Origin of the sequence: uncultured Zoogloea sp., assembly GCF_937894855.1 — a bacterium.
Taxonomy (GTDB): Bacteria; Pseudomonadota; Gammaproteobacteria; order Burkholderiales; family Rhodocyclaceae; genus Zoogloea; species Zoogloea oryzae.
Map to the genome: position 1 here is coordinate 1 of NZ_CALAYQ010000120.1, position 21941 is coordinate 21941.

Consider the following 21941-nt stretch of genomic DNA (forward strand, 5'->3'; position numbering starts at 1 on the left):
GCTTCCATGCCCGACACGGCAGCGTTCTTCACCACCTCTTCAGACGGATAGTAGAGCTTCTGGGTGGTTTCGTTCGTCATTTTTCACCTCTCCTCGTGTTTATATGAGTGTGCAACGTTGGATGCTCTGAAACCTTGCTGGCGGGGGACGAAGGCCGTACGACTGGGTACCACCGTTGTTGTCTTTTTTTGTACGGTGTTTCGGTCCTTGATCCGGCCGAGATTAGAGTCGTTCAATCTTACACATGACTTACACCCGTGTAAGGCTTTTTCCTGCAAAAAACTGCCGGGACAGCCGCCGACCCCCGACCCACGATCGCCGCACCGGACATTCGAAGACACAAGCCCCCCACAGGAAAACAATTTTGGCATAAAATCAGGGGCTGTAAAAAAAGACATACACGTACGACGATGAATTTATTCACCTGGCTTTCAGGCGCACTGGCGCTGGCCACAGCGGGATGCGCATCCATGCCATCCAACCCGCCGTCGCCGGGCCACATCGGCGCGCAGGGAATTCCGGCGGAGAGTGCAAAAAGCATACCACCCATCGTCACCGACCTCATCCCCCTGCCCCGCCCCACGCCCGCTCCGGCGGCGGAAACCTACTCGGTTGTCGTCACCAACCTGCGCATCCAGGATCTGCTTTTCGCGCTGGCCCGCGACGCCCGCATCAACATCGACATCCACCCCGGCCTCAGCGGCACAGTCACCCTCAACGCCATCAACCAGACCCTGCCCCAGATTCTCGCGCGCATCTCCCGGCAAGTGGACATGCGCTACGAGTTTGATGGCTCCAATCTGACGGTGATGCCCGACAGCCCCTTCCTGCGCACCTACCGCATCGACTACGTCAACCTGAGCCGCAGCGTGTCGGGCACTGTTTCCACCAACACCCAGATCGCCACCAGCGGCACCGGCAACCTGCACGCAGCCGGCACCGGTCTGCCCGCCGGCACGCCGATCACCGGCGGCAACGTCTCCGCCACCCGCATCGAGAACGCCTCCCGCAACCAGTTCTGGGAATCCATCGAAAAGAACCTCCGCGATCTGCTGCGCGAGACCGACAAGCTTCTCCCGGAAGGCTCCAGCGAAACCGTCGTCGAGAACGTCGAGACCACCACGACCACCGGCACCGGCATCAGCACCGGCATCAGCACTGGCGCCGCGCCCGCCGGATCTGCCGGGCGCAGCCGCAACGCCCGCCCGGTCCAGGGCCAGCCCGCCGGCTTCGCCGCCAGCCCCAATCCGGCCGCCATGCAGAACGCCACCACCACGGTGGTGCACAAATCCACCTTCCGCGAGGCCGCCTCGATCATCGCCAACCGCGAGACCGGCGTCGTCACCGTGCGCGCCACCGGCCGCCAGCACGAAAAGGTGCGCGAATTCATCGATCAGGTGATGTCCGCAGCCCGTCGTCAGGTGCTCATCGAGGCCACCATCCTCGAAGTCGGCCTGTCCGACACCTACCGCCAGGGCATCGAATGGAGCCGCATCCTCGCCAACGGCACCCGCTTCGGCCTCACCGGCCCCACCCTGGGCACCAGCACCGGCAACGCCATCCTGCCCTTCAGCGCCAGCTACCAGAGCGCCAACGGCATCGACTCGACAATCCGCCTCCTCGAAGGCTTCGGCACCGTCAAGGTGCTGTCCAGCCCCAAGCTGTCGGTGCTCAACAACCAGACAGCGGTCATCAAGGTGGTCGAGGAATTCGTCTACTTCGCCGTCCGGGCCGACACCACCCAGACCACCAACGCTGGCGCGCTCACCACCGTCACCACCACGCCCCAGGCGGTGTCCGTCGGCCTCGTGATGACCGTCACACCCCAGGTCAGCGACGCCGACGAGGTCATCCTCAACGTCCGCCCCACGATCTCCAGCATCGCCGACTTCCGCCGCGACCCGAACCCCAACATCCCCGCCAACATCGCCAACCTCGTTCCCCAGATCCGCACCCGCGAGATCGAATCCGTACTGCGCCTGGGCGACGGCGAAACCGCCATCCTCGGCGGGCTGATGGAAGACCGCATCGACTACAAGACCGGCCGGGTGCCGCTCGCCGGAGCGATCCCGCTCTTCGGCGAACTCTTCACCAACCGCGACAACGCCATCCAGAAGACCGAGCTGGTGATCTTCCTGCGCCCGGTGGTGGTGCGCGAACCCAACCTCGTCGCCGCCACGCCGCACCTACGCGGCCAGCTGCCCGGCCCCGGCTTCTTCACCGACACGCCCCGTCCGGGCAGCCGGAACTTCCCACCTCTGCAGCCCGATGCACCGTCAGCTCGGGGCATCACGCCATGAGCCTGCTGCTCAACGCCCTGCGCAAAGCTGACGAAAGCCGCCGTCCGACAGATCCCGCCCCCACGCGGCCGATGGGCGGCGCCCTCGAACTCGAACCCTTGCCCCTGCCCGCCAGCCCCGGCGAGCCCGCCCGGCCAGCCATCGCTCCGCCTCCAACGCCCCCGGCGGGCACGCCGGCACGGCCACCGCTCCCCGACTGGCGGCTTGCGACCCTGTTCGCCTGCCTTGGCGCCCTCGTCACCGGCCTCTGGCTGGCCCTGACACCCGCCACCCTGCCGATCAGCCCCGCCCATGCAGCGCCATCGCCGCGCTTCGTGATGGACGACGCTACCGTCGAGGAAGAGCCCGGCCCGGCCCCCATTCAGACGGCCGACACCGCAAAACCCTCCCCCGCTCCGGTACCTTCAAGACCTGCCGCCGCACCACAACAACGGCCGCAACCCCCACGCCCGACACCGCTCGCACCGCCCGCCGACAGCCCTCGCTTCCGCCCTAGCCCGGCGCCACCAGCCAGCCCGTCCGCCGTCACCCTCGCCCACGACGCCTACACGGCGGGCAATCTCGCCCACGCCGACGCCCTGTACCGACAGGCACTCGCCGCCGACCCTAACAATGCCGATGCCCTCAACGGACTCGGCGCGATCGCCCTCATCCAGCGCCGCCCGGCCGAAGCCGACACCCTGTTCCGGCGCGCCCTGCAGGCCCGCCCGCTCGACCCAACCGCCCTTTCCGGCCTCGCCCGCATGCAGTCCGGCAGTCAGACGCCCGCCGAAAGCCCGCTCCGGGATGCCATCGCAGCCCTCGCCGACACCCCCGACAGCCTTGCTCCTCGGCTCGCCCTGGCCGACCTCCTGGCCCGCCAGCAGCGCTGGGCCGAAGCCCAGCAAGCCTACTTCGACGCCCACCGTCTCGCCCCGCAGGATGCCGACATCGCCTACAACCTCGCGGTCAGCCTCGACCATCTTGGCCAGCACCGCCTGGCCGCCAGCCACTACCGCAAGGCCCTGAACCTCGCCGCCCGGCAACCCGAGTCCGCCACTCGCTTCTCGCGGGCCCGCTGCGCCGAGCGTCTCGCCGCCCTCCAGCCGTTCGACTCCACCCCATGAACGCCCCCGCCCCCATCGGACAGACCCTCCTCCAGCTCGGCCTCATCAGCGCCGACCAGCTCCACATCGCCCTGCGTGAACAGCACCGCAGCGGCGACGCCCTCGGCCGCCAGCTGGTGCGCCTCGGCTTCCTCTCCGAAGCCACCCTGCGCGACGCCCTCGCCCAGACACTCTCCCGCGAGAGCATCGACCTCACCCACGTGCTGCCGGATCCGGCCGCCCTGGCCCTCGTGCCCCAGCCCGTCGCCAAGCGCCTCAAGCTCATCCCGCTCAGCTACGACGCCGCCCGCCAGACACTGGTGATCGCCTCCGCCGAGATCGACAACCTCATCGCCCTCGACCAGCTGCGCAGCCTGCTCCCAGCCGGCAGCACCATCGACACCCTGCTCGCCGGCGACTCCGAGATCGCCCGCGCCATCGACCAGCTATATGGCCACGAGCTGTCCATCGACGGCATCCTCCACGAGATCGAGACCGGCGAGCCCGAGCGGCTGGGCACGGCCAGCGCCGGCAACGAATACGCCCAGCCCGTCGTGCGCCTCATCGACGCCCTGCTGGCCGACGCCGTCCGGCGCGACGCCTCCGACCTCCACTTCGAGCCCGAAGCCGGCTTCCTGCGCATCCGCTACCGCATCGACGGCATGCTGCGCCAGATCCGCGCCCTGCACCGGGCCTGCTGGCCGGCCATGGCCGTGCGCCTCAAGGTGATGGCCGGCCTCAACATCGCCGAAACCCGCGCCCCACAGGATGGGCGGATCTCCCTCCACGTCAGCGGCCGCCCGGTGGATTTCCGCGTCTCCACCCTGCCCACGCTCCACGGCGAGAACATCGTCCTGCGCATCCTCGACCGCCAGAAGGGCCTCGTCCGTCTCGATCAGCTCGGCCTCGCCGACGCCCAGCTCGACCTGCTCAAGCTGATGATCGCCCGCCCCGAAGGCCTGATCCTCGTCACCGGCCCCACCGGCAGCGGCAAGACAACCACCCTGTATTCCATCCTCGGCCACCTCAACGCCGAGGGCGTCAACATCATGACGCTGGAAGATCCGGTCGAATACCCGATGTCCCAGATCCGCCAGACCGCCGTCTCCGAAGCCACCCGCCTCGATTTCGCCAACGGCGTGCGGGCCATGCTGCGCCAGGATCCGGACGTGATCCTGGTGGGCGAGATCCGCGACGAGGACACCGCGCGCATGGCCTTCCAGGCCGCCATGACCGGCCACCAGGTCTTCTCCACGCTTCACACCAGCTCGGCCATCGGCGCCATCCCGCGGCTGCTCGACATCGGCATCCAGCCCGACATCCTCGCCGGCAACATCATCGGCGTCGTCGCCCAGCGCCTCGTCCGCCGCCTTTGCCCCGCCTGCCGCGACCCGCACCCGGCCGACGACATCGAGATGCGCCTACTCGCCCTCGGCGGCAGCGCCGGGCGGCCCGTCATCCACCGCCCCAAGGGCTGCCCGCGCTGCGATTTCCAGGGCTATCTCGGGCGCCTCGCCATCATGGAAGTCCTGCGCCTCGACGGCGATCTCGACGAGCTCGTCGCCCGCCGCGCCACCACCCGTGAAATCCGCCAGGCCGCCCTGCACAAGGGCTTCCGCACGCTCGCCGACGACGGCTGCCGGCGCGTCCTGGAAGGCGAAACCTCCCTCGAAGAACTCTCCCGCGTGGTGGACCTCACCGACCGACTGTCCCCATGACGCCCTTCGCCTACCGGGCCGTCGATCCCCACGGGCAGATCGTCCGGGGCCGGCTCGACGCCGACAATCTGGCCGATCTCGAACTCCGCCTCGCCCGGCAGGATCTCGAACTCATCCACGGCAAGCCCGCGGCACGGCTGCCCGGGCGCCCCCACGCTCCCCGGCGGGAGCTCATCAACTTCTGCTTTCACCTCGAACAGTTCCTGCGCGCCGGCGTCCCCATCCTCGAAAGCCTCGCCGACCTCCACGACGCCACCGATCACCCGCGCTTCCGCGCCACCATTGCCGCCGTGCGCAGCGCCATCGAAGGTGGCGACACCCTGTCCCAGGCCCTGGAGCGCCACCCGCAGACCTTCGACGCCGTCTTCTGCAAGCTGGTGCGCGCCGGCGAACGGGCCGGCGAGCTGCCCACCGTCCTGCAGGCCATCTCCGCCAACCTCAAACGCGACGACGAACTCGCCAGCTACACCCGGCGCATCGCGATCTACCCGGCCATCGTCGCCGTCGTCATCCTCGCCGCCATCGCCGTCGCGCTGATCCACGTGGTGCCCGAGCTCGCCCGCCTCTTCCAGAGCACCGGCCAGCCACTGCCACTGCAGACCCGCCTGCTCATCGGCCTGTCGGATTTCGTCCGCCACTTTGGCGGCCCCCTCCTCGTCCTCGGCGTGGCGGGCGCCCTCGCCTACCGCCACGGGCTCGCCACCCGGCCCGACCTGCGCCAGCGCCACGACGCGCGCCTGCTGCGCATCCCGCTCCTCGGCGACGTCCGCCGCAAGCTCATCCTCGCCCGCTTCACCGGCCTGTTCGCCCTCATGTACCGCTCCGGCATCCCCATCGTCGAAGCCCTCCAGGTGGCCGGCGAGGCGGTCGGCAATCTGGCCGTTCAGCAAGGCATCGCCCAGGCCGCCGGCAACATCGAACGCGGCCTCAGCCTGTCCGACGCCTTCCGCGATGTGGCCATGTTCCCCGCCCTCGTCACCCGCATGCTGCGGGTCGGCGAGACCACCGGCGCCCTGGATCACGCCCTCGCCAACGTCAGCTATTTCTATGAGCGCGACGTGCGCGAAGCCATCGCCCGGCTCCAGGCGGGCCTTGAACCCGCCCTCACCCTCATCCTCGGCGCCCTCCTGCTCGCCGTGATGAGCGCCGTCATGCTGCCGATCTACGACATCGTCACCCAGCTGAAGCTCTGAGCCATGGCCGACCGTCGCACCCTCCACGTCTCCGCCGCCGGACTCGCCAGCCACGCCCCCGGCGCATCCGCCGCCGACAGCCACTTCACGCCCGACGCCGATGGTCTCGCCCGCTTCGCCGCCTATCTGGCCGCGCACGCCCGAACCCGCTTCACGCTCCTCATCGATTTGCCCGACGAGCTCTTCTCGACCGAAACCATTCCGCCCCTGCGCGGCCGCGACCGCCGGCGCCTGCTGGCCCGCCGCCAGGAACGCCTCGGCGGCGGCTCACCCCATGTCACCCGTCTCTCGCTCGGCACACGCAATGCGTCGAAACAGGAAGAGACCGTCCTGCTCGCCGCGCTCACGCGCCCCGAAAGCCTCCGCCCGTGGTTCGACGCCCTGACCCGTGCCGGATCAATTGTCAGCGGCGTTCACTCGATACCGTTCGTCGGCATGGCCCTGCTCACGCACCTGCCGACAACCCCATCCACCCCCGACACACCGCAGCTGCTCGCCAGCCTCGGCCCAGCCGGGCTGCGGGTCTCGTGCTACACCAACGGCAAGCTCCGGTTCAGCCGCCTCACACCCGCCGGCCCCGATCCGTGGGCAAGCTACCACGCCGAGATCCAGCGCACCCGTCAGTACCTGCACGCCCAGCGCATCCTCGGCCATGACATGCCCCCGCAGATCCGGGTGCTCGCCCATCCCGACCATCACACCACCATCCGCAACAACGCCCCCGACGGCATCGACTGTGTCGATCTCGTGGCGCTCGCCCACAACTGCGGCGCCCCGCCGCCCATCGGATCAGACAGCCTGCCGCTGCTCATCCATCTGCTGGCCCGCGCCCCGCGCCTGCCGGCCATCCATGTCCCGGCGCTGGGGCGCGCGCAACGCATCGCGCGCATCGGTCAGACCGCCATCCTCGGCACCGCCCTCGTCGTCGGCGCCAGCCTCGCGCTGGGCGCCGCCAACTATATGGCAAGCCAGGAAAGCGACGCCCAGAGCACCCAGCTCCTCGCCCGCATCACCGACGCCCAGCTCCGCCTTGACCAGGCCCGCGCCGCCATCCCGCCAACACCGCACCCGCCCGCCGAAATCCACACCACTCACGCCCGGGCCGTCCGGCTTCATGCCGCCGCCGACATCAACACCCGGCTGAACGCCGTGTCCCGCGCCTTCGACCAATATCCTCAAATCGACCTGGATCGCCTGGAATGGATGCTCAGCCCGTCCGATCCCGACCCGGCCCTCACGATTCGGCTGCACATCAACCTGCCCATTCAGGGCGCCAACACCGTAGCCGAGACCTTCGCGGCCGCCCTGCAGACAACCACCCAGGCCACCACAACCATCGAACCCGCCGGCACCCCGACAGGCGACGCACAACCGCGCCAGCCCGTCGTAGTACGGATCGACTTCCCGCCCAGCGCGCCATGACCGCCCACAGACCGACGCCAATCCCAGCCGTCCTGCGCAAGCCGCTGCTCGCCTGCCTCGTTGCACTGGCCATCTCGATGGGGCTGGCCGTTGCCACCAATCAGCTCCGCCGCGACGCCGAAGCCACGCGCGACGACCTCAGCCTCCGGCTGAACGGCATCCGCCTTCAGCACGAAGCAACCCTCAAGGACGCAGCAGACGCCCGCCTCGCCCTCCGGCAACTGGCCGAACTCGATAAGCTGGGCTTGAAGTCCGCGGTGCCGCGTCTAGAGTTGATGGGCGGGATCGACGCAGCCCTGGCCGAAACAGGCCTTTCCGATCTTCACTACACCCTGTCCCCGCTTCAGCCCCTCGACGCCCCCCCGCTGCTCGGCCTCTCGACGGTCCGGCTGGAGGGCAGTGTCCCTCACGAGGCTCGCCTCCTGGCATTGCTCAAGCGCCTGGAGGCAACCAATAACGGCCTGTTTCTCCCGCTCCGCTGCACGCTGGCCCGCTCCAAAGCCGATGCCCTTACCATAGTAAAAGCCGACTGCGAAGCGACTTGGCTAGGGCTGCAACCACCTGCCTGAGACATATTTCACACTACCCAATTTGCGCACTTTTCCAGAAAAATCAACAACTCAACGTCATCGCACAAGCGACCGCCAGAAAATGTGTCGACAATTTTTACACCTGTTTCAGCGAGACGCTGACGAAGTTCCCCAACTGAAAAAAACCTACACAAAATCATAACTTTAAAAAATCGCAAAAAACTGGCACACCGATTGCTTATGAAAAGAAAGGGCTACAGTGGCCCCGATTACTCAGGAGATTAAATAAGTGAAAACCTTCAAGCAGACCCTCACCGCCCTGGCCACCGTTGCCGCCCTGTCCGCTGCTGGCAGCGCCAACGCCGGCCTGACCAACTGGTACATGGATGCCAACGGCGCCGTCGGCGGCACCGCTGACGCCACCCTGGTTGCCGAATACCTTGACCTGGCGGGCAAGGCCTACGTCAAGAACACCATCAGCGGCACCACCTTCACCTTCAACGAAGCCGGCAACTTTAACACTACCGCCGCCGACGGCGGTTCCACCATCCTGACCAACGCTCTGCGCAGCGAGTTCGTTGGCGTTGGTGGCGGCTCTACCACCACTGGCGTACTGGGTTTCACCTCCGGTTCGCTGAATGTTTACAGTGGCGCAACTAACATTGCTTCATTTAAACTGATCACCGGTGAGGGGGCGGTGATTCCGGGTGGCGTTCTTCCTAATGGTTTCTTCAGCTTGGTTTTCCAGGCCACCAGCATGGCCTCTGGCTACTTCTTCGATGGCGCCATGAACGATCTGTCGCTGAAGGTTGGTGATGGTCTGACCTTCGGTTTCGCCACCACCAATGCCAGCGTCACCGACACCTGGTCCGCCGCCGAAAACGCGACCCTGACCGGCATCTACAACACCGCCTTCAACCCGGACATCGCCGGCATCTCCATGAACGGCTCCACCGACCTGGTGATCCGTAACGGCGGCCAGTTCGGCCTGGAAGTTCCGGAGCCCACCTCCATGGCTCTGGCTGGCCTCGGCCTGACCGGCCTGGCCGCTCTGCGCCGTCGCAAGTCGGCCTAAGACCCGCCTACGGCTGATCACCTTCGGGTGATCTGCTGAAAGCAGTCTTGCGGCACTCAAGCCCGTCACTCTTGGAGTGACGGGCTTTTTACTTCTTGCGACGCCCCCCCTCACGGCAAAGCTGCCGCCCAAACCCGGCAATCCCGGCGACACCCGCGCCCGCACCAGCCGCTGTCACCTGGAATAATCAAACACTTGCCCCTGCTGGCTTTCCAAGCGACCATACGTCTCTTCCAGCGAGCATTTCCGAGCAACTCCCCGCGTGCGCCTCATGTCGACCGATCTCTATTTCCGCGACGTCACCCAGGCCTTCCGAAACATCGTCCGCCAGCGGCGCCGGGCGCTGTTCGCCCTCGTCACCATCGTCGGCGGGGTGATGGCCTTTCTGCTGGCGGGCGGTTTCATCCAGTGGATCCTGAAGGACATGCGCGAGGCGACCATCCGCTCCCAGCTGGGGCATGTGCAGATCGTCCGCCCGGGGTTCTTCGACAAGGGGCTCGCCGACCCCTACGCCTACCTGCTGTCGGGCGCCGACGCCGTCTATAACGAGCTCGCCAAGACCCCCGGCGTCCGCGTGATCACACCGCGGCTGCTATTCACTGGGCTGGCCAGCCACGACGACTCCACCATCTCCTTCTCCGGCGAGGGCGTCGACCCCGACAAGGAGGGTGACCTCAGCCGGGCGCTGCAGATCATCTCCGGCGAGGCGCTCTCGTCAACCGAGCCCAACGGCATCATTCTCGGCGAAGGCCTCGCCGCCAACATGGGCGTGAAGGTAGGCGACACGGTTGTGCTCCTCGCCACCACCTCCAAGGGCACCCTCAACGCCGTCGAGTGCCGGGTTCGCGGGATCTTCGCCACCATCACCAAGGCCTATGACGACACTTTCCTGCGGGTGCCGCTGCCGGTCGCGCAAACCTTGTCCCGCGCCAAGGGGCCGACGAGCTGGGTTGTCCTGCTCGACAAGACCGACGACACCGACGCCTTCGTCGCCCAGGCCCGCGCCCAGACATCCGCCAAGGATTTCGAGTTCATCCCCTGGCATGAGCTCGCCGACTTCTACAAGAAGACCGTCGTGCTGTTCACCCGCCAGGTGGGCGTGGTCAAGATCCTGATCGCGCTGATCATCGTGCTGTCGATCTCCAACACCCTGTCGATGGCGGTCATCGAGCGCACCGGCGAGATCGGCACGATCATGGCACTGGGCATCCGCCGGGCCGGCGTGCTGCGCATGTTCATCATCGAAGGCGTGATGCTGGGCCTCATCGGGGGGCTGCTGGGTGTGCTGCTGGGTGTGATCGTGGCGGGCGGCATCTCGGCGGTCGGCATTCCGATGCCGCCGCCGCCAGGCATGGCCCGCGGTTACATCGGGCAGATCCTGATCACCCCCGGGCTGGTCGCCGAAGGCCTTGCCCTCGCCCTGCTGACCACCCTGGTCGCCAGCATCCTGCCGGCCTGGAAGGCTTCCCGCATGAACATCGTCGACGCCCTGCGTCACCAGCGCTGAGAAAATCCCATGCTCCTGAAGCTCGCCCTCCGGAACACGCTCCGCCAGAAAGTCCGCAGCGGCATGACCCTCGCCGCGATCATCTTCGGCGTCACCGGCCTGATCCTCGCCGGCGGCTTCGTGCAGGACATCTTCATCCAGCTCGGCGAAGCCATCATCCACTCCCAGACCGGCCACCTGCAGGTCTTCAAGAAGGACTTCCTCGAAAAGGGCACCCGCTCGCCCGAGCGCTTCCTGATCGACCAGCCCGAGAAACTCGCCGCCGGCATCGCCAAACACCCCGAGGTGGACGCGGTGATGAGCCGCCTGTATTTCTCGGGCCTGCTCAACAACGGCAAGCGCGATCTGGCGATCATCGGTGAGGGCGTCGAACCCGACAAGGAGGCCAAGCTCGGCAGCTTCATCACCATCGCCGCGGGCCGGCAGCTGGCCAAGGCCGACCGGGACGGCATCCTCCTCGGCCAGGGCGTGGCCAAGACCCTTGGCCTCGTGCCCGGCGACCGGGTGACGCTGGTGCTCAACGCCGCCGAGGGCGCGATGAACACCATGGATTTCGAAGTGGTCGGCGTGTTCCAGAGCTTCTCGAAGGATTTCGACGCCCGCGCGGTACGCATCCCCCTCGACGCCGCCCAGGAGCTCCTCCAGACCAAGGGCGCCAACCTGCTGGTGGTCGCGCTCCACAAGACGGAAGATACCGACGCCATCCACGCCAGGCTGATGAGCGAGCTCGGCAGTCAGCTCGACGTGCGCACCTGGAATTCCCTCTCCGACTTCTACGACAAGGCCGTGCAGCTCTACGACCGCCAGTTTGGCGTGCTGCAGTTCATCATCCTGCTGATGGTGCTGCTGTCGGTGGCCAACAGCGTCAACATGAGCGTGTTCGAGCGGCAGGGCGAGTTCGGCACCATGCAGGCGCTAGGCAACCAGTCCCGCGACATCGTAAAGATGGTGATCCTCGAGAGCGCCTTCCTCGGCCTCACCGGTGCGGTGCTCGGTGTGCTGCTGGGCATCACCGCGGCGCTGACGATCTCCGCCATCGGCATTCCGATGCCGCCGCCGCCCAACGCCAACCTGGGCTACACCGCCTACATCCGGATCGTGCCGCTCACCCTTGTCACCTCGGCGCTGGTGGGCTTCGTGGCCACCGTGCTGGCGTCCATCGTGCCGGCCTACAAGGTGACGCGGATGCAGGTGGTCGACGCGCTGCGCCAGAACATCTAATCATCTGGCCCGACCATGAAAAACGGGGCGTGATCTTTCGATCCGCCCCGTTTTTCATTGGCAGCCCAAGCTAGGCCGCCGTGCCGACTTACGACCGATAGTCGGCGTTGATCTTCACGTAGTCGTAGGAGAAATCGCAGCTCCACAGGGTGGCTGCCGCGTCACCGCGGGCAAGATCGACCCGCACGGTGATCTCAGCTGCCGCCATCACGCGGGCGCCAGCTTCCTCGCGATAACTCTCGGCACGCCCGCCCTTCTCGGCCACCAGCACTTCCTCGCCGTTGCTGCCGAGCCACACGCGCAGCTGCGACACATCCAGATCGTCGATGCCGGCGTAGCCGATGGCGGCCAGGATGCGGCCCAGGTTGGGGTCGGAGGCGAAGAACGCGGTCTTCACCAGCGGCGAGTGGCCAATGGCGTAGCCCACCTTGCGGCATTCCTCGCGGGTCTTGCCGCCTTCGATCTGCAGGGTGATGAACTTGGTCGCGCCCTCGCCGTCGCGCACGATGGCCTGGGCAAGGAGGATCGACACGTCCAGCACGGCCTGGCGGAAGGCAACGTAATCGGCCGACGCCGTATCGGCGATGGTCGCGTTGCCGGCCTGACCGGTGGCGATGAGGATGTAGCTGTCGTTGGTGGAGGTGTCGCCGTCAACGGTGATGCTGTTGAAACTCAGGTCGGCCACTTCCTTCAGCAGGGCGTCGAGCACCGGCTGGGCCACGTCGGCGTCGGTGGCGAGGAAGCCGAGCATGGTCGCCATGTTCGGCTTGATCATCCCGGCGCCCTTGGAGATGCCGGTGAGGGTGATGGTCTTGCCGCCAATCTGCACCTTGCGCGACACGGCCTTGGGAATGGTGTCGGTGGTCATGATGCCGTGGGCGGCGTCGAACCAGCCGTCGGCCTTGAGCGCAGCCTTGGCGGCCGGCAGGCCGGCGACGATGCGCTCCACCGGCAGCGGTTCGAGGATCACCCCGGTGGAGAACGGCAGCACCTGGCTGGCGGCGATGCCCAGCTGGCCGGCGACGGCCTCGCAGGTGGCGCGGGCAGCAGCCAGACCGGGCTCGCCGGTGCCGGCGTTGGCGACGCCGGTGTTGATCACCAGCGCGCGGATCCCGCCGGCCGGCAGATGGGCCTTGCACACCTGCACCGGCGCCGCGCAGAAGCGGTTCTGGGTGAACACCCCGGCCACGCGGGCGCCCGGCGCCAGTTCGATCAGCGTGAGATCCTTGCGATTGACCTTGCGCACCCCCGCCTCGGTGACGCCAAGGCGGACACCGGGCACGGGAAACAGGGCAGCGGCTTCAGGGGGGGAAAGCAGGACGGGCATGAAAGACTCCAGGAACAGGCGCCAATTGGCAAAAGAACGCCATGATAATCCGGGAGTCGTTACCGGGACACCAGCACGTCAGCTCGGCACACCCTCTGCGGCACTCAAGGCCACCGCCAGGCTGGCCTGCAGGGCGAAATGCTGGACGGCCCGCCAGCTCTCCTCATCCAGCGGACGGCCATTGCGGTCGGCATAGAGCACGCCGATTCGCCGTGTCGCCGATCCAAAAGGCACCACGAAGCCGGACTCGCTGGCCGTGACCGCCTGCAGCCGCTCGGTGCCGCCGCGCTCGACGCGGGCCGGATTGACCCAGCACGCCTTGCCGCTGTCGATGGCATCGTCGACCACATCATCCGGATCGCCGTCCATCGGGAAGGTGAAGCGCGCGCACAGGGCTTCTCCGCCGCTCCCGAGACCCATCTTGCCCTGCAGGTGCAGGCGGTCTGGCGTGAGCAGCGCCACCACCACCCGCTCGCAGCCGACGCCACGCATCACGCCTTCAGCGACCAACTGCAGGATGTCGGCGATGGCGGCCCGCTCAAGGCTCATGGCCGCCAGATCCTGCAGGATGCGCAGCTGAAGGCTGGCGTCCGGCGCGGCTGGCGGTGCTGGTGGCTCGGGTTCGGGCAAGGGTGCCTCGGCCCGCGGGATCGCGCGACCGGCTTCGGGGGCACCGAAGAAGGCGGCCACCCGCGCCGCCTCGCCAGCGTTGGCGATGATCTCGGCGCTCACCACCGAAACCGGCAGCCCGAGATAATCCGCCGCCTCGCGGATGGCCCGCCGCGCGGCGACCGAATCCCAGCCATCCTCGGCCGCACGGGCCAGACGGTCGCCGATCGCCACCGCCTGCTCGGGCCCGCGGCTGCGGGCATCACCCTCGATGGCCGCAGCCGCGAGGGAGCCGAGCTTCCATTCACGCACCAAACCGGCCGAGAGATGTCGCAGCGAGAAGCCCAGCACCACCTGCTGGGCCTCTTCCTCGCGCACGCCGCCCTGGCTCATGCAGCGCTCCAGCGCCTGGGCCTGATCGCCGCCAAAACACCAGAAGGCCATCTCGCCCACCCGGGACAGCAGCGCGGCGATGAACACTTCCTCGCCCTGCTGCTCGCCCTTGCGCTGGATCGCCCAGCGGGCCTGGACCGCCGCGTGAAAGCTGCGCGCCATCTCGAGATTGACCCGGCTGCGCACGCTCCCGCGCAGCAGCGCGTCGATCAACGCAACCGACAGGGCCAGCTGGGCCACGGGGTCGAAGCCGAGCACAACGATCGCCCGCGAGACGGTGTTGATGCCCTGGTTGGAGTGATTGAAATAGGCACTGTTGGCAAGCCGCAGCACCTTGGTGGTCATCGGCGCGTCCTTCAGGATGACCTGCGCCAGCGCCGACGCGGATGCCCGGTCGTCAACGATGATCCGCCGCAGCGCATCCACCGTGCGGGCAAACACCGGCATGTCGCGCCCCCGGATGCGGGCGATCCATTCGGTCAGATCAGAAGGGCCAGTGCTCGTGAAAGCCATGTCGCCGATAACGGCAGGCGACGTTGCAGCTTGAGGCGCCGTCAACGCACAAGGCCCGCTCGAAAGCGGGCCTTGTCAACGAACGACTACCCCGTTGAAAAGGGGCGAGAAACCGTAGCGAGCGGCCCGAGGCTGCGGGGAGGCGCGCAGCTGTACTGGAGTACAGCGAGCACCGCAGTCGCAGGATCGGGTCGCGCAGTAGGTTTATCGCTCCTTTTCAGGAGAGCTTGCCGTGGCAGTGCTTGTACTTCTTGCCGGAGCCGCAGGGGCACGGATCGTTGCGGCCGACCTTCGGTGCCAGATTGGTTTCCGGCTGATTGACGTCGCGATCCGGGTTGGCGGTGGCCAGGGCTTCGTCGTAGTCGGCGTGGTGATACTGGACGTTTTCCAGCGCCGGCGTCATTTCGGCTTCCTCGATCTGCGCTTCGGAGCGGATCTGGACGGTCATCAGCAGCTTGGTGACTTCGGTGCGCACCACCTGCAGGAGGTTCTCGAAGAGCTCGAAGGCTTCGCGCTTGTATTCCTGCTTGGGGTTCTTCTGGGCGTAGCCGCGCAGGTGGATGCCCTGACGCAGGTGATCCAGCGCCGACAGGTGCTCGCGCCAATGGGTGTCGAGGCTCTGCAGCATCACGTTGCGCTCGAAGCCATGCCAGGCGGTGGGATCCACCAGGGCGACCTTGTCGGCGTAGGCCTGGGCGGCGGCGTCCAGCAGGCGCGACAGGATGTCGTCGTCGCTGATGGACGGATCGGCCTTGATCCATTCACCCACCGGCAGCTTGAGCTGGTAGTCGGATTCGAGGGCGAGTTCCAGACCCGGGATGTCCCACTGCTCTTCGACGGAATCCACCGGCACGTAGATGCGGAACACGTCGTGGAGCACGCCTTCGCGCATGGCGGTGATGGTTTCGGTGATGTCGGTGGTTTCGAGCAGCTCGTTGCGCTGCTGGTAGATCACCTTGCGCTGGTCGTTGGAGACGTCGTCGTACTCGAGCAGCTGCTTGCGGATGTCGAAGTTGCGCTGCTCGACCTTGCGCTGGGCGGTTTCGAGGGAGCGGGTCACCATGCCGGCTTCGATGGCCTCGCCTTCGGGCATCTTGAGGCGGACCATGATGGCGTTGAGACGCTCGCCGGCGAAGATCTTCATCAGCGGATCTTCGAGGGAGAGATAGAAACGGCTCTCGCCCGGGTCGCCCTGACGGCCGGAACGGCCACGCAGCTGGTTGTCGATACGGCGGGATTCGTGGCGCTCGGTGCCGATGATCTTCAGGCCGCCGGCCTGCAGCACCTGCTCGTGGCGGACCTTCCACTCCTCGCGCAGCTTGGTGATCTGGGCTTCCTTCTCGGCTTCGGACAGGCTTTCGTCCTCGCGGATCAGGGAGACGGGCTTCTCGACGTTGCCGCCCAGCACGATGTCGGTACCGCGACCGGCCATGTTGGTGGCAATGGTGATGACGCCCGGACGGCCGGCTTCGGCGACGATCTCGGCCTCACGGGCGTGCTGCTTGGCGTTGAGCACGTTGTGGGGCAGCTTGGCGGCCGTCAGCATGTCGGACAGCAGCTCGGAGTTCTCGATGGACGTGGTGCCCACCAGCACCGGCTGGCCGCGCTGCACGCAATCCTTGATGTCGGCGGTGATGGCGTCGTGCTTTTCCTTCATCGTGCGGTACACCTTGTCGTTCTGGTCCTTGCGGATCATCGGACGGGTGGTGGGCACGACGACGGTTTCGAGGCCGTAGATCTGGTGGAATTCGTAGGCTTCGGTGTCGGCGGTACCGGTCATGCCGGCGAGCTTGCCGTACATGCGGAAGTAGTTCTGGAAGGTGATCGAGGCGAGAGTCTGGTTCTCGGCCTGGATCTTCACGCCTTCCTTGGCCTCGACAGCCTGATGCAGGCCTTCGGACCAGCGACGGCCGGACATCAGGCGGCCGGTGAACTCATCGACGATCACCACTTCGCCGTTCTGCACCACGTAGTGCTGATCCTTGTGATACAGCGCGTGGGCCCGCAGGGCGGCGTAGAGGTGGTGGATCAGCAGGATGTTGCCCGGGTCGTACAGGCTGGCCCCTTCGGACAGCAGACCCAGGTTGCCGAGGATCTCTTCGGCGTGCTCGTGGCCTTGTTCGGTGAGCAGCACCGAGTGGGCCTTGAGATCGACGGTGTAGTCGCCCGGCGTGGTGATGTTCTCGCCCTCGCCTTCCTGACGGGTCAGCAGCGTCGGCACGGCGTTCATGCGGACGTAGAGTTCGGTGTGATCCTCGGCCTGGCCGGAGATGATCAGCGGCGTGCGGGCCTCGTCGATGAGGATGGAGTCCACTTCATCAACGATGGCGTAGTTGAGGCCGCGCTGAACCCGCTCGGCCACGTCGTACACCATGTTGTCGCGCAGGTAGTCGAAGCCGAACTCGTTGTTGGTGCCGTAGGTGATGTCCGCTTCGTAGGCCGCCTTTTTCTGGTCGTGGGGCATCTGCGACAGGTTGCAGCCGACCGTGAGGCCCAGGAAGCGGTAGATGCGCCCCATCCAGTCCGAGTCGCGGCTGGCGAGGTAATCATTGACGGTGATGACATGCACGCCCTTGCCGGACAGCGCATTGAGATACACCGGCAGCGTGGCGGTGAGGGTCTTGCCTTCGCCGGTGCGCATTTCGGCGATCTTGCCGGCGTGCAGCACCATGCCGCCCACCATCTGCATGTCGAAGTGGCGCATGCCGTGCACCCGCTTGCCGGCCTCGCGGACCACCGCAAAGGCTTCGGGAAGCAGGTCGTCGAGGCTTTCGCCCTTGGCGACGCGCTGACGGAACTCATCCGTCTTGCCGCGCAGTTCCTCGTCGGTCAGGGCCTGGATCTTCGGCTCGAGGGCGTTGATGGTGCGCACCGTCTGGCTGTACTGGCGGATCAGGCGGTCGTTGCGGCTGCCGAAAATTTTCTTGAGAAGGCCTGCGATCATTTGATTTGGAAGGGAAAACGCGGCAAAGGGCGGATTCTATCATGTCGTCCGGACACGACCGTGACACAGGACAAGACGCCGCTCACTCTTGTCCGCGGAAAGGCTTCCCCCTAGGATGGGGGCGCTTCTCAGAATTCCAAGCCCCGATGGCCAAGACCAACCCGATCGACACCTATCTCGGCAGCGGCGACAGCCTTGCCCGCCTGCAGGCCCACGCGGCCCGACTGCTGCGCCTGCAACGGCAGCTTGCCGACCTTCTCCCCGACTACATGGCCGCCGCCTGCAAGGTCGCCAACCTGAAGGGCGAGGATCTGGTGATCCACGTGGAAAGCGCCGGTCTGGCCGTCAAGCTGCGCCAGGCAGTGCCGAGCCTGCTGGCCGACTTCGCACGCTCGGGCGTGATCCTTCGGGACATCAAGGTGAAGGTGTCGGTGCCGGAATATCGCCCCCCCGCCCCGCCGCCGCCGGATCGTCACGTGAGCGAATCGACCCGCAGCGGGCTCGGCGATCTTGCCGCGACGCTGCCCGCGGATTCTCCGCTGGCTAAGGCGCTCAGGCGCTTCGTGAAGAGCGCCGGCTAAACGAGCGGCACCAGAACCCGCTCGAGGATCAGCAGCGCAAAGAACACCAGCGCCATGATGATCGCCCAGCGGAAGAGCTTCCACGCCAGCGCCAGATAGCGTGGCTCGCGGGTGAAGAAGTAGGCAAAGACCGAGGCGCCGATGCCGATTCCGACCAGCACGGCGAGAATCCGCAGGAGCAGCACGGCCTGGCCTCAGCCGAGGGCCAGATCGAAGAGCTGGGCGACCGCCGGCGGGGTGGTCGCGTCTTCCTCGAAGGTGACGATGTCCCAGGCGGTCTTGTCTTCCAGCAGCACCCGTAGGATCTGGTTGTTGAGGGCGTGACCGGCCTTGTAGGCGCTGTAGGACGCCAGCAGCGGATGGCCGGCGAGATAGAGATCGCCGATGGCGTCGAGCACCTTGTGCTTCACGAACTCGTCGGCGTAGCGCAGGCCGTCGGCGTTAAGCACCCGGTATTCGTCCATCACGATGGCGTTGTCGAGACTGCCACCGAGGCCGAGGCCGTTGGCGCGCATGAACTCCACGTCCTGCATGAAGCCGAAGGTTCGCGCCCGGGAGACTTCGCGCACATAGGAGTGATCGGCAAAATCGACGGTGACCGAGGTGCCGGTGTTGTCGATGGCCGGATGATTGAAGACGATCGAGAAGCTCAGCTTGAAGCCGTCGTGGGGTTCGAGCCGAACCCACTTGTCGCCCTCGACGTATTCGACAGGCTTCTTGACGCGCAGAAAACGCTTGGGCGCCTTTTGCTCCTCGATGCCGGCGGACTGGATCAGGAACACGAAGGGGCCGGCGCTGCCATCGAGAATCGGAATCTCCGCCGCGTCCACGTCGATGTGGGCGTTGTCGACGCCGAGCCCGGCAAGGGCCGACATGAGGTGCTCGACGGTATTGACCTTGGCGCCTTCGCGCTGCAGGCCGGAGCACATCCGGGTGTCGCAGACGGCGTAGGGATCGGCCGGCAGATCGACCACCGGATCGAGATCGACGCGATGAAAGACGATGCCGGTATCGGGCGCCGCGGGGCGCAGGGTGAGCGTGACCTTGTTGCCGCTGTGCAGGCCGACGCCGGTGGCGGTGACGACTGTTTTAAGGGTGCGCTGCTTCAACATGGCCGGGATCCTGATTCAAGTAATTGAATTTTAACATAAGCCCCTGCTGCACCGCAGCAAGGCGTATCCCGTGTTGCCTGCAAACGACAAACGCGCAGCGAACGGAGGCGACGTCCGGCTGCGCGTTTGTTCGAGCCACCGAAGCGGCCCCTGGGCGATCAGTCCGCCTGCTTGCGCAGGAAGGCCGGAATGTCCAGGGTCGACATGCCGTTGGCGCTCATAGCTTCAACGGTGGTGCGGGAGGTGCGACGGATCACCGCCGGCAGCTCCAGATTGCCGTAATCCACTTCCATACCGATGTTGTCGGTACCGGTACGGATCACTTCCATCTTGCGCGGCATGGCGGCTGCACGGACAGCGCCCAGGCCGGTGGCGACCACGGTCACGCGGATGCGGTCTTCCATGCTCTCGTCGAAGACGGTGCCGTACTTGACGAAGGCTTCCTTGGCGGCGAAGGCCTGGACGGTGCGCACGGCATCGCGGACTTCGGCCATCTTCAGCGAACGGCTGGCGGTGATGTTCACCAGCACGCAGCGGGCGCCGGAGAGTTCGGTGCCTTCGAGCAGCGGAGACACGGCAGCCTGTTCGGCGGCGATGCGGGCGCGGTCGAGACCGGAAGCCTGGGCGGAGCCCATCATCGCGCGGCCCATCTCGGCCATCGCGGTGCGCACGTCCTGGAAGTCGACGTTGACGAGGCCCGGCACGTTGATGATTTCGGCGATGCCGCCGACGGCGCTGGTCAACACGTTGTCGGCAGAGCGGAAGCAGTCTTCGAAGCCGGCGTCGTCGCCATAGACTTCGAGCAGCTTGTCGTTGAGCACGACGATCAGGGAGTCGACCTGCTTGGAGAGCTCTTCGACGCCGCTCTCGGCAACGCGGATGCGGTTCTCGAAGTCGAAAGGCTTGGTGACCACGGCGACGGTCAGGATGCCCATTTCCTTGGCGATCTCGGCCACCACGGGGGCAGCGCCGGTGCCCGTGCCACCGCCCATGCCAGCGGTGATGAAGCACATGTGGGCGCCGTCGAGGGCGGCCGCGATGGCGTCACGGGATTCCTGGGCGGCTGCGCGGCCGGCTTCCGGCTTGGAGCCGGCGCCGAGGCCGGTCTTGCCGAGCTGCACCTTGGTGGGCGACAGGCAGCGGGACAGCGCCTGCGCATCGGTGTTGGCGGTGATGAAGTCGACGCCTTGCACGCCCTCGCGGATCATGTGATCCACGGCGTTGCCGCCGGCGCCGCCGACGCCGATCACCTTGATATTGGTGCCGCCGGATGCCTTTTCAACAATTTCAAACATTTAACTCGCCTCCAAGAGAAACTGCACTTGATATTGCCGACGTGCAACCAATCCGTATTTAGTATTAACCGCAAATTTTACAACTAAATAAGGGGGCGCTGCACATCAAAGTTCATTCAGATTCAGCCCACCGAAGGGGCTGTCTCCACCATCAGAAATTACGCTCGAACCACGAACGCATCCTCGAAAAAACCTGGCCCACATTGCGCGTCTGGCGAGCCTGGATACCGCGCCGCTTCTGGGCTGCGCCTTCCATCACGAGGCCCATCGCGTTGGCGTAGCGGGGCTCGCAGACCACATCGGCGAGGGGGCCCTCGTACTGCGGATAACCGATGCGCACCGGCATGTGGAAGACGTCCTCACCCAGCTCGACCATGCCCTGCATCACGGCGGCGCCGCCGGACAGCACGATGCCCGAGGACAGCAGCTCTTCGTAGCCGCTGCGGCGCAGTTCGGCCTGAACCAGTTCGTACAGCTCGCACACCCGCGGCTCGATCACATCGGCCAGCGCCTGACGGGAGAGCTTGCGCGGCGGACGGTCGCCCACGCCGGGCACTTCGATCATCTCGGAGGCGTCGGCCAGGGTGTGCATGGCCACGCCGTGGCGGATCTTGATTTCTTCGGCGTCGGCGGTCGGGGTACGCAGGGCGACGGCGATGTCGTTGGTCACCTGATCGCCGGCGATGGGGATCACCGCGGTGTGACGGATCGCGCCCTGGGTGAACACGGCGAGGTCGGTGGTGCCGCCGCCCACATCCACCAGGCACACGCCCAGTTCCTTCTCGTCCTCGGAGAGGGTGGCGTAGCTGGAGGCCAGCGGCTGGAGGACCAGATCGAGCACCTCGAGGCCGCAGCGGCGCACGCACTTGACGATGTTCTGGGCCGCGGACACGGCGCCGGTGACGATGTGCACCTTCACCTCGAGACGCACGCCGCTCATGCCGATGGGCTCGCGCACGCCGTCCTGGCCGTCGATCACGAATTCCTGGGTCAGGATGTGCAGGATCTGCTGGTCGGCCGGCAGCGGCATCGCGCGGGCGGTCTCGATCACGCGCTCCACATCCAGCGGCGAGACTTCCTTGTCCTTGATCGCCACCATGCCGTTGGAGTTGAAGC

General features: G+C 66.4%; 17 protein-coding genes. 10 read left to right on the plus strand and 7 right to left on the minus strand.

Going from position 1 to position 21941, the window contains the following annotated elements; genetic code table 11:
- Positions 1 to 470 precede the first annotated feature (470 nt).
- From mshL to Q0672_RS14035, 9 genes are all read left to right on the plus strand, one after another.
- Positions 471 to 2300: a pilus (MSHA type) biogenesis protein MshL gene (gene mshL, locus Q0672_RS13995; protein WP_298623059.1), complete on the plus strand. Its 1830-nt coding sequence runs from the start codon at positions 471 to 473 to the stop codon at positions 2298 to 2300.
- Positions 2297 to 3406, plus strand: coding sequence for a tetratricopeptide repeat protein (locus Q0672_RS14000; RefSeq protein WP_298623060.1), 1110 nt, complete (start codon positions 2297 to 2299; stop codon positions 3404 to 3406). The genes mshL and Q0672_RS14000 overlap by 4 nt, the downstream gene beginning before the upstream one ends.
- The gene (locus tag Q0672_RS14005) at positions 3403 to 5103 is read left to right on the plus strand and encodes a GspE/PulE family protein (RefSeq protein ID WP_298623061.1); all 1701 of its coding nucleotides are present in this window, start codon (positions 3403 to 3405) and stop codon (positions 5101 to 5103) included. Before Q0672_RS14000 ends, Q0672_RS14005 begins: the two co-directional genes overlap by 4 nt.
- On the plus strand, positions 5100 to 6296 hold the full coding sequence (locus Q0672_RS14010; RefSeq protein ID WP_298623062.1) for a type II secretion system F family protein: 1197 nt from the start codon (positions 5100 to 5102) through the stop codon (positions 6294 to 6296). The genes Q0672_RS14005 and Q0672_RS14010 overlap by 4 nt, the downstream gene beginning before the upstream one ends.
- A gap of 3 nt (positions 6297 to 6299) precedes the next feature.
- A complete protein-coding gene (locus Q0672_RS14015; RefSeq protein ID WP_298623063.1) occupies positions 6300 to 7718 on the plus strand; it encodes a hypothetical protein in 1419 nt (472 codons plus the stop codon).
- Positions 7715 to 8287, plus strand: a complete 573-nt coding sequence (locus tag Q0672_RS14020; protein ID WP_298623064.1) for a hypothetical protein — start codon at positions 7715 to 7717, stop codon at positions 8285 to 8287. The genes Q0672_RS14015 and Q0672_RS14020 overlap by 4 nt, the downstream gene beginning before the upstream one ends.
- A 250-nt stretch (positions 8288 to 8537) precedes the next feature.
- Entirely contained in the window at positions 8538 to 9323 is a 786-nt protein-coding gene (locus Q0672_RS14025) for a PEP-CTERM sorting domain-containing protein (RefSeq protein ID WP_298623065.1), read from the plus strand.
- A gap of 271 nt (positions 9324 to 9594) precedes the next feature.
- Positions 9595 to 10830 (plus strand): FtsX-like permease family protein, encoded by a 1236-nt coding sequence (locus Q0672_RS14030; protein ID WP_298623066.1) that lies wholly within the window; start codon positions 9595 to 9597, stop codon positions 10828 to 10830.
- Between the two features lie 9 nt (positions 10831 to 10839).
- On the plus strand, positions 10840 to 12051 hold the full coding sequence (locus tag Q0672_RS14035) for an ABC transporter permease (protein ID WP_298623067.1): 1212 nt from the start codon (positions 10840 to 10842) through the stop codon (positions 12049 to 12051).
- 88 nt (positions 12052 to 12139) lie between these two features.
- On the opposite strand, the gene argJ is transcribed toward Q0672_RS14035, so the two are convergent.
- From argJ to secA, 3 genes are all read right to left on the minus strand, one after another.
- Positions 12140 to 13378: a bifunctional glutamate N-acetyltransferase/amino-acid acetyltransferase ArgJ gene (argJ, locus tag Q0672_RS14040; protein WP_298623068.1), complete on the minus strand. Its 1239-nt coding sequence runs from the start codon at positions 13376 to 13378 to the stop codon at positions 12140 to 12142.
- Between the two features lie 78 nt (positions 13379 to 13456).
- On the minus strand, positions 13457 to 14893 hold the full coding sequence (locus Q0672_RS14045; protein ID WP_298623069.1) for an HDOD domain-containing protein: 1437 nt from the start codon (positions 14891 to 14893) through the stop codon (positions 13457 to 13459).
- A gap of 217 nt (positions 14894 to 15110) precedes the next feature.
- Positions 15111 to 17837 carry a preprotein translocase subunit SecA gene (gene secA, locus Q0672_RS14050; RefSeq protein ID WP_298623070.1) on the minus strand — a complete coding sequence of 909 codons (2727 nt, stop codon included), beginning with the start codon at positions 17835 to 17837 and terminating at the stop codon, positions 15111 to 15113.
- A gap of 146 nt (positions 17838 to 17983) precedes the next feature.
- Between secA and Q0672_RS14055 the strand changes: the two genes are divergently transcribed.
- Positions 17984 to 18418, plus strand: coding sequence for a DciA family protein (locus Q0672_RS14055; RefSeq protein ID WP_153162008.1), 435 nt, complete (start codon positions 17984 to 17986; stop codon positions 18416 to 18418).
- Here Q0672_RS14055 and Q0672_RS14060 read toward each other — a convergent pair.
- The 4 genes from Q0672_RS14060 to ftsA all read right to left on the minus strand — a co-directional run.
- The gene (locus tag Q0672_RS14060) at positions 18415 to 18603 is read right to left on the minus strand and encodes a hypothetical protein (protein WP_298623071.1); all 189 of its coding nucleotides are present in this window, start codon (positions 18601 to 18603) and stop codon (positions 18415 to 18417) included. The genes Q0672_RS14055 and Q0672_RS14060 overlap by 4 nt on opposite strands.
- A 9-nt stretch (positions 18604 to 18612) precedes the next feature.
- Positions 18613 to 19530 (minus strand): UDP-3-O-acyl-N-acetylglucosamine deacetylase, encoded by a 918-nt coding sequence (gene lpxC / locus Q0672_RS14065; protein ID WP_298623072.1) that lies wholly within the window; start codon positions 19528 to 19530, stop codon positions 18613 to 18615.
- A gap of 158 nt (positions 19531 to 19688) precedes the next feature.
- Positions 19689 to 20825: a cell division protein FtsZ gene (gene ftsZ / locus Q0672_RS14070; protein WP_153162005.1), complete on the minus strand. Its 1137-nt coding sequence runs from the start codon at positions 20823 to 20825 to the stop codon at positions 19689 to 19691.
- A 151-nt stretch (positions 20826 to 20976) separates the two neighbouring features.
- Positions 20977 to 21941, minus strand: a 965-nt coding sequence (ftsA, locus tag Q0672_RS14075) for a cell division protein FtsA (protein ID WP_298623073.1), incomplete at its 5' end; no start/stop codon positions are given.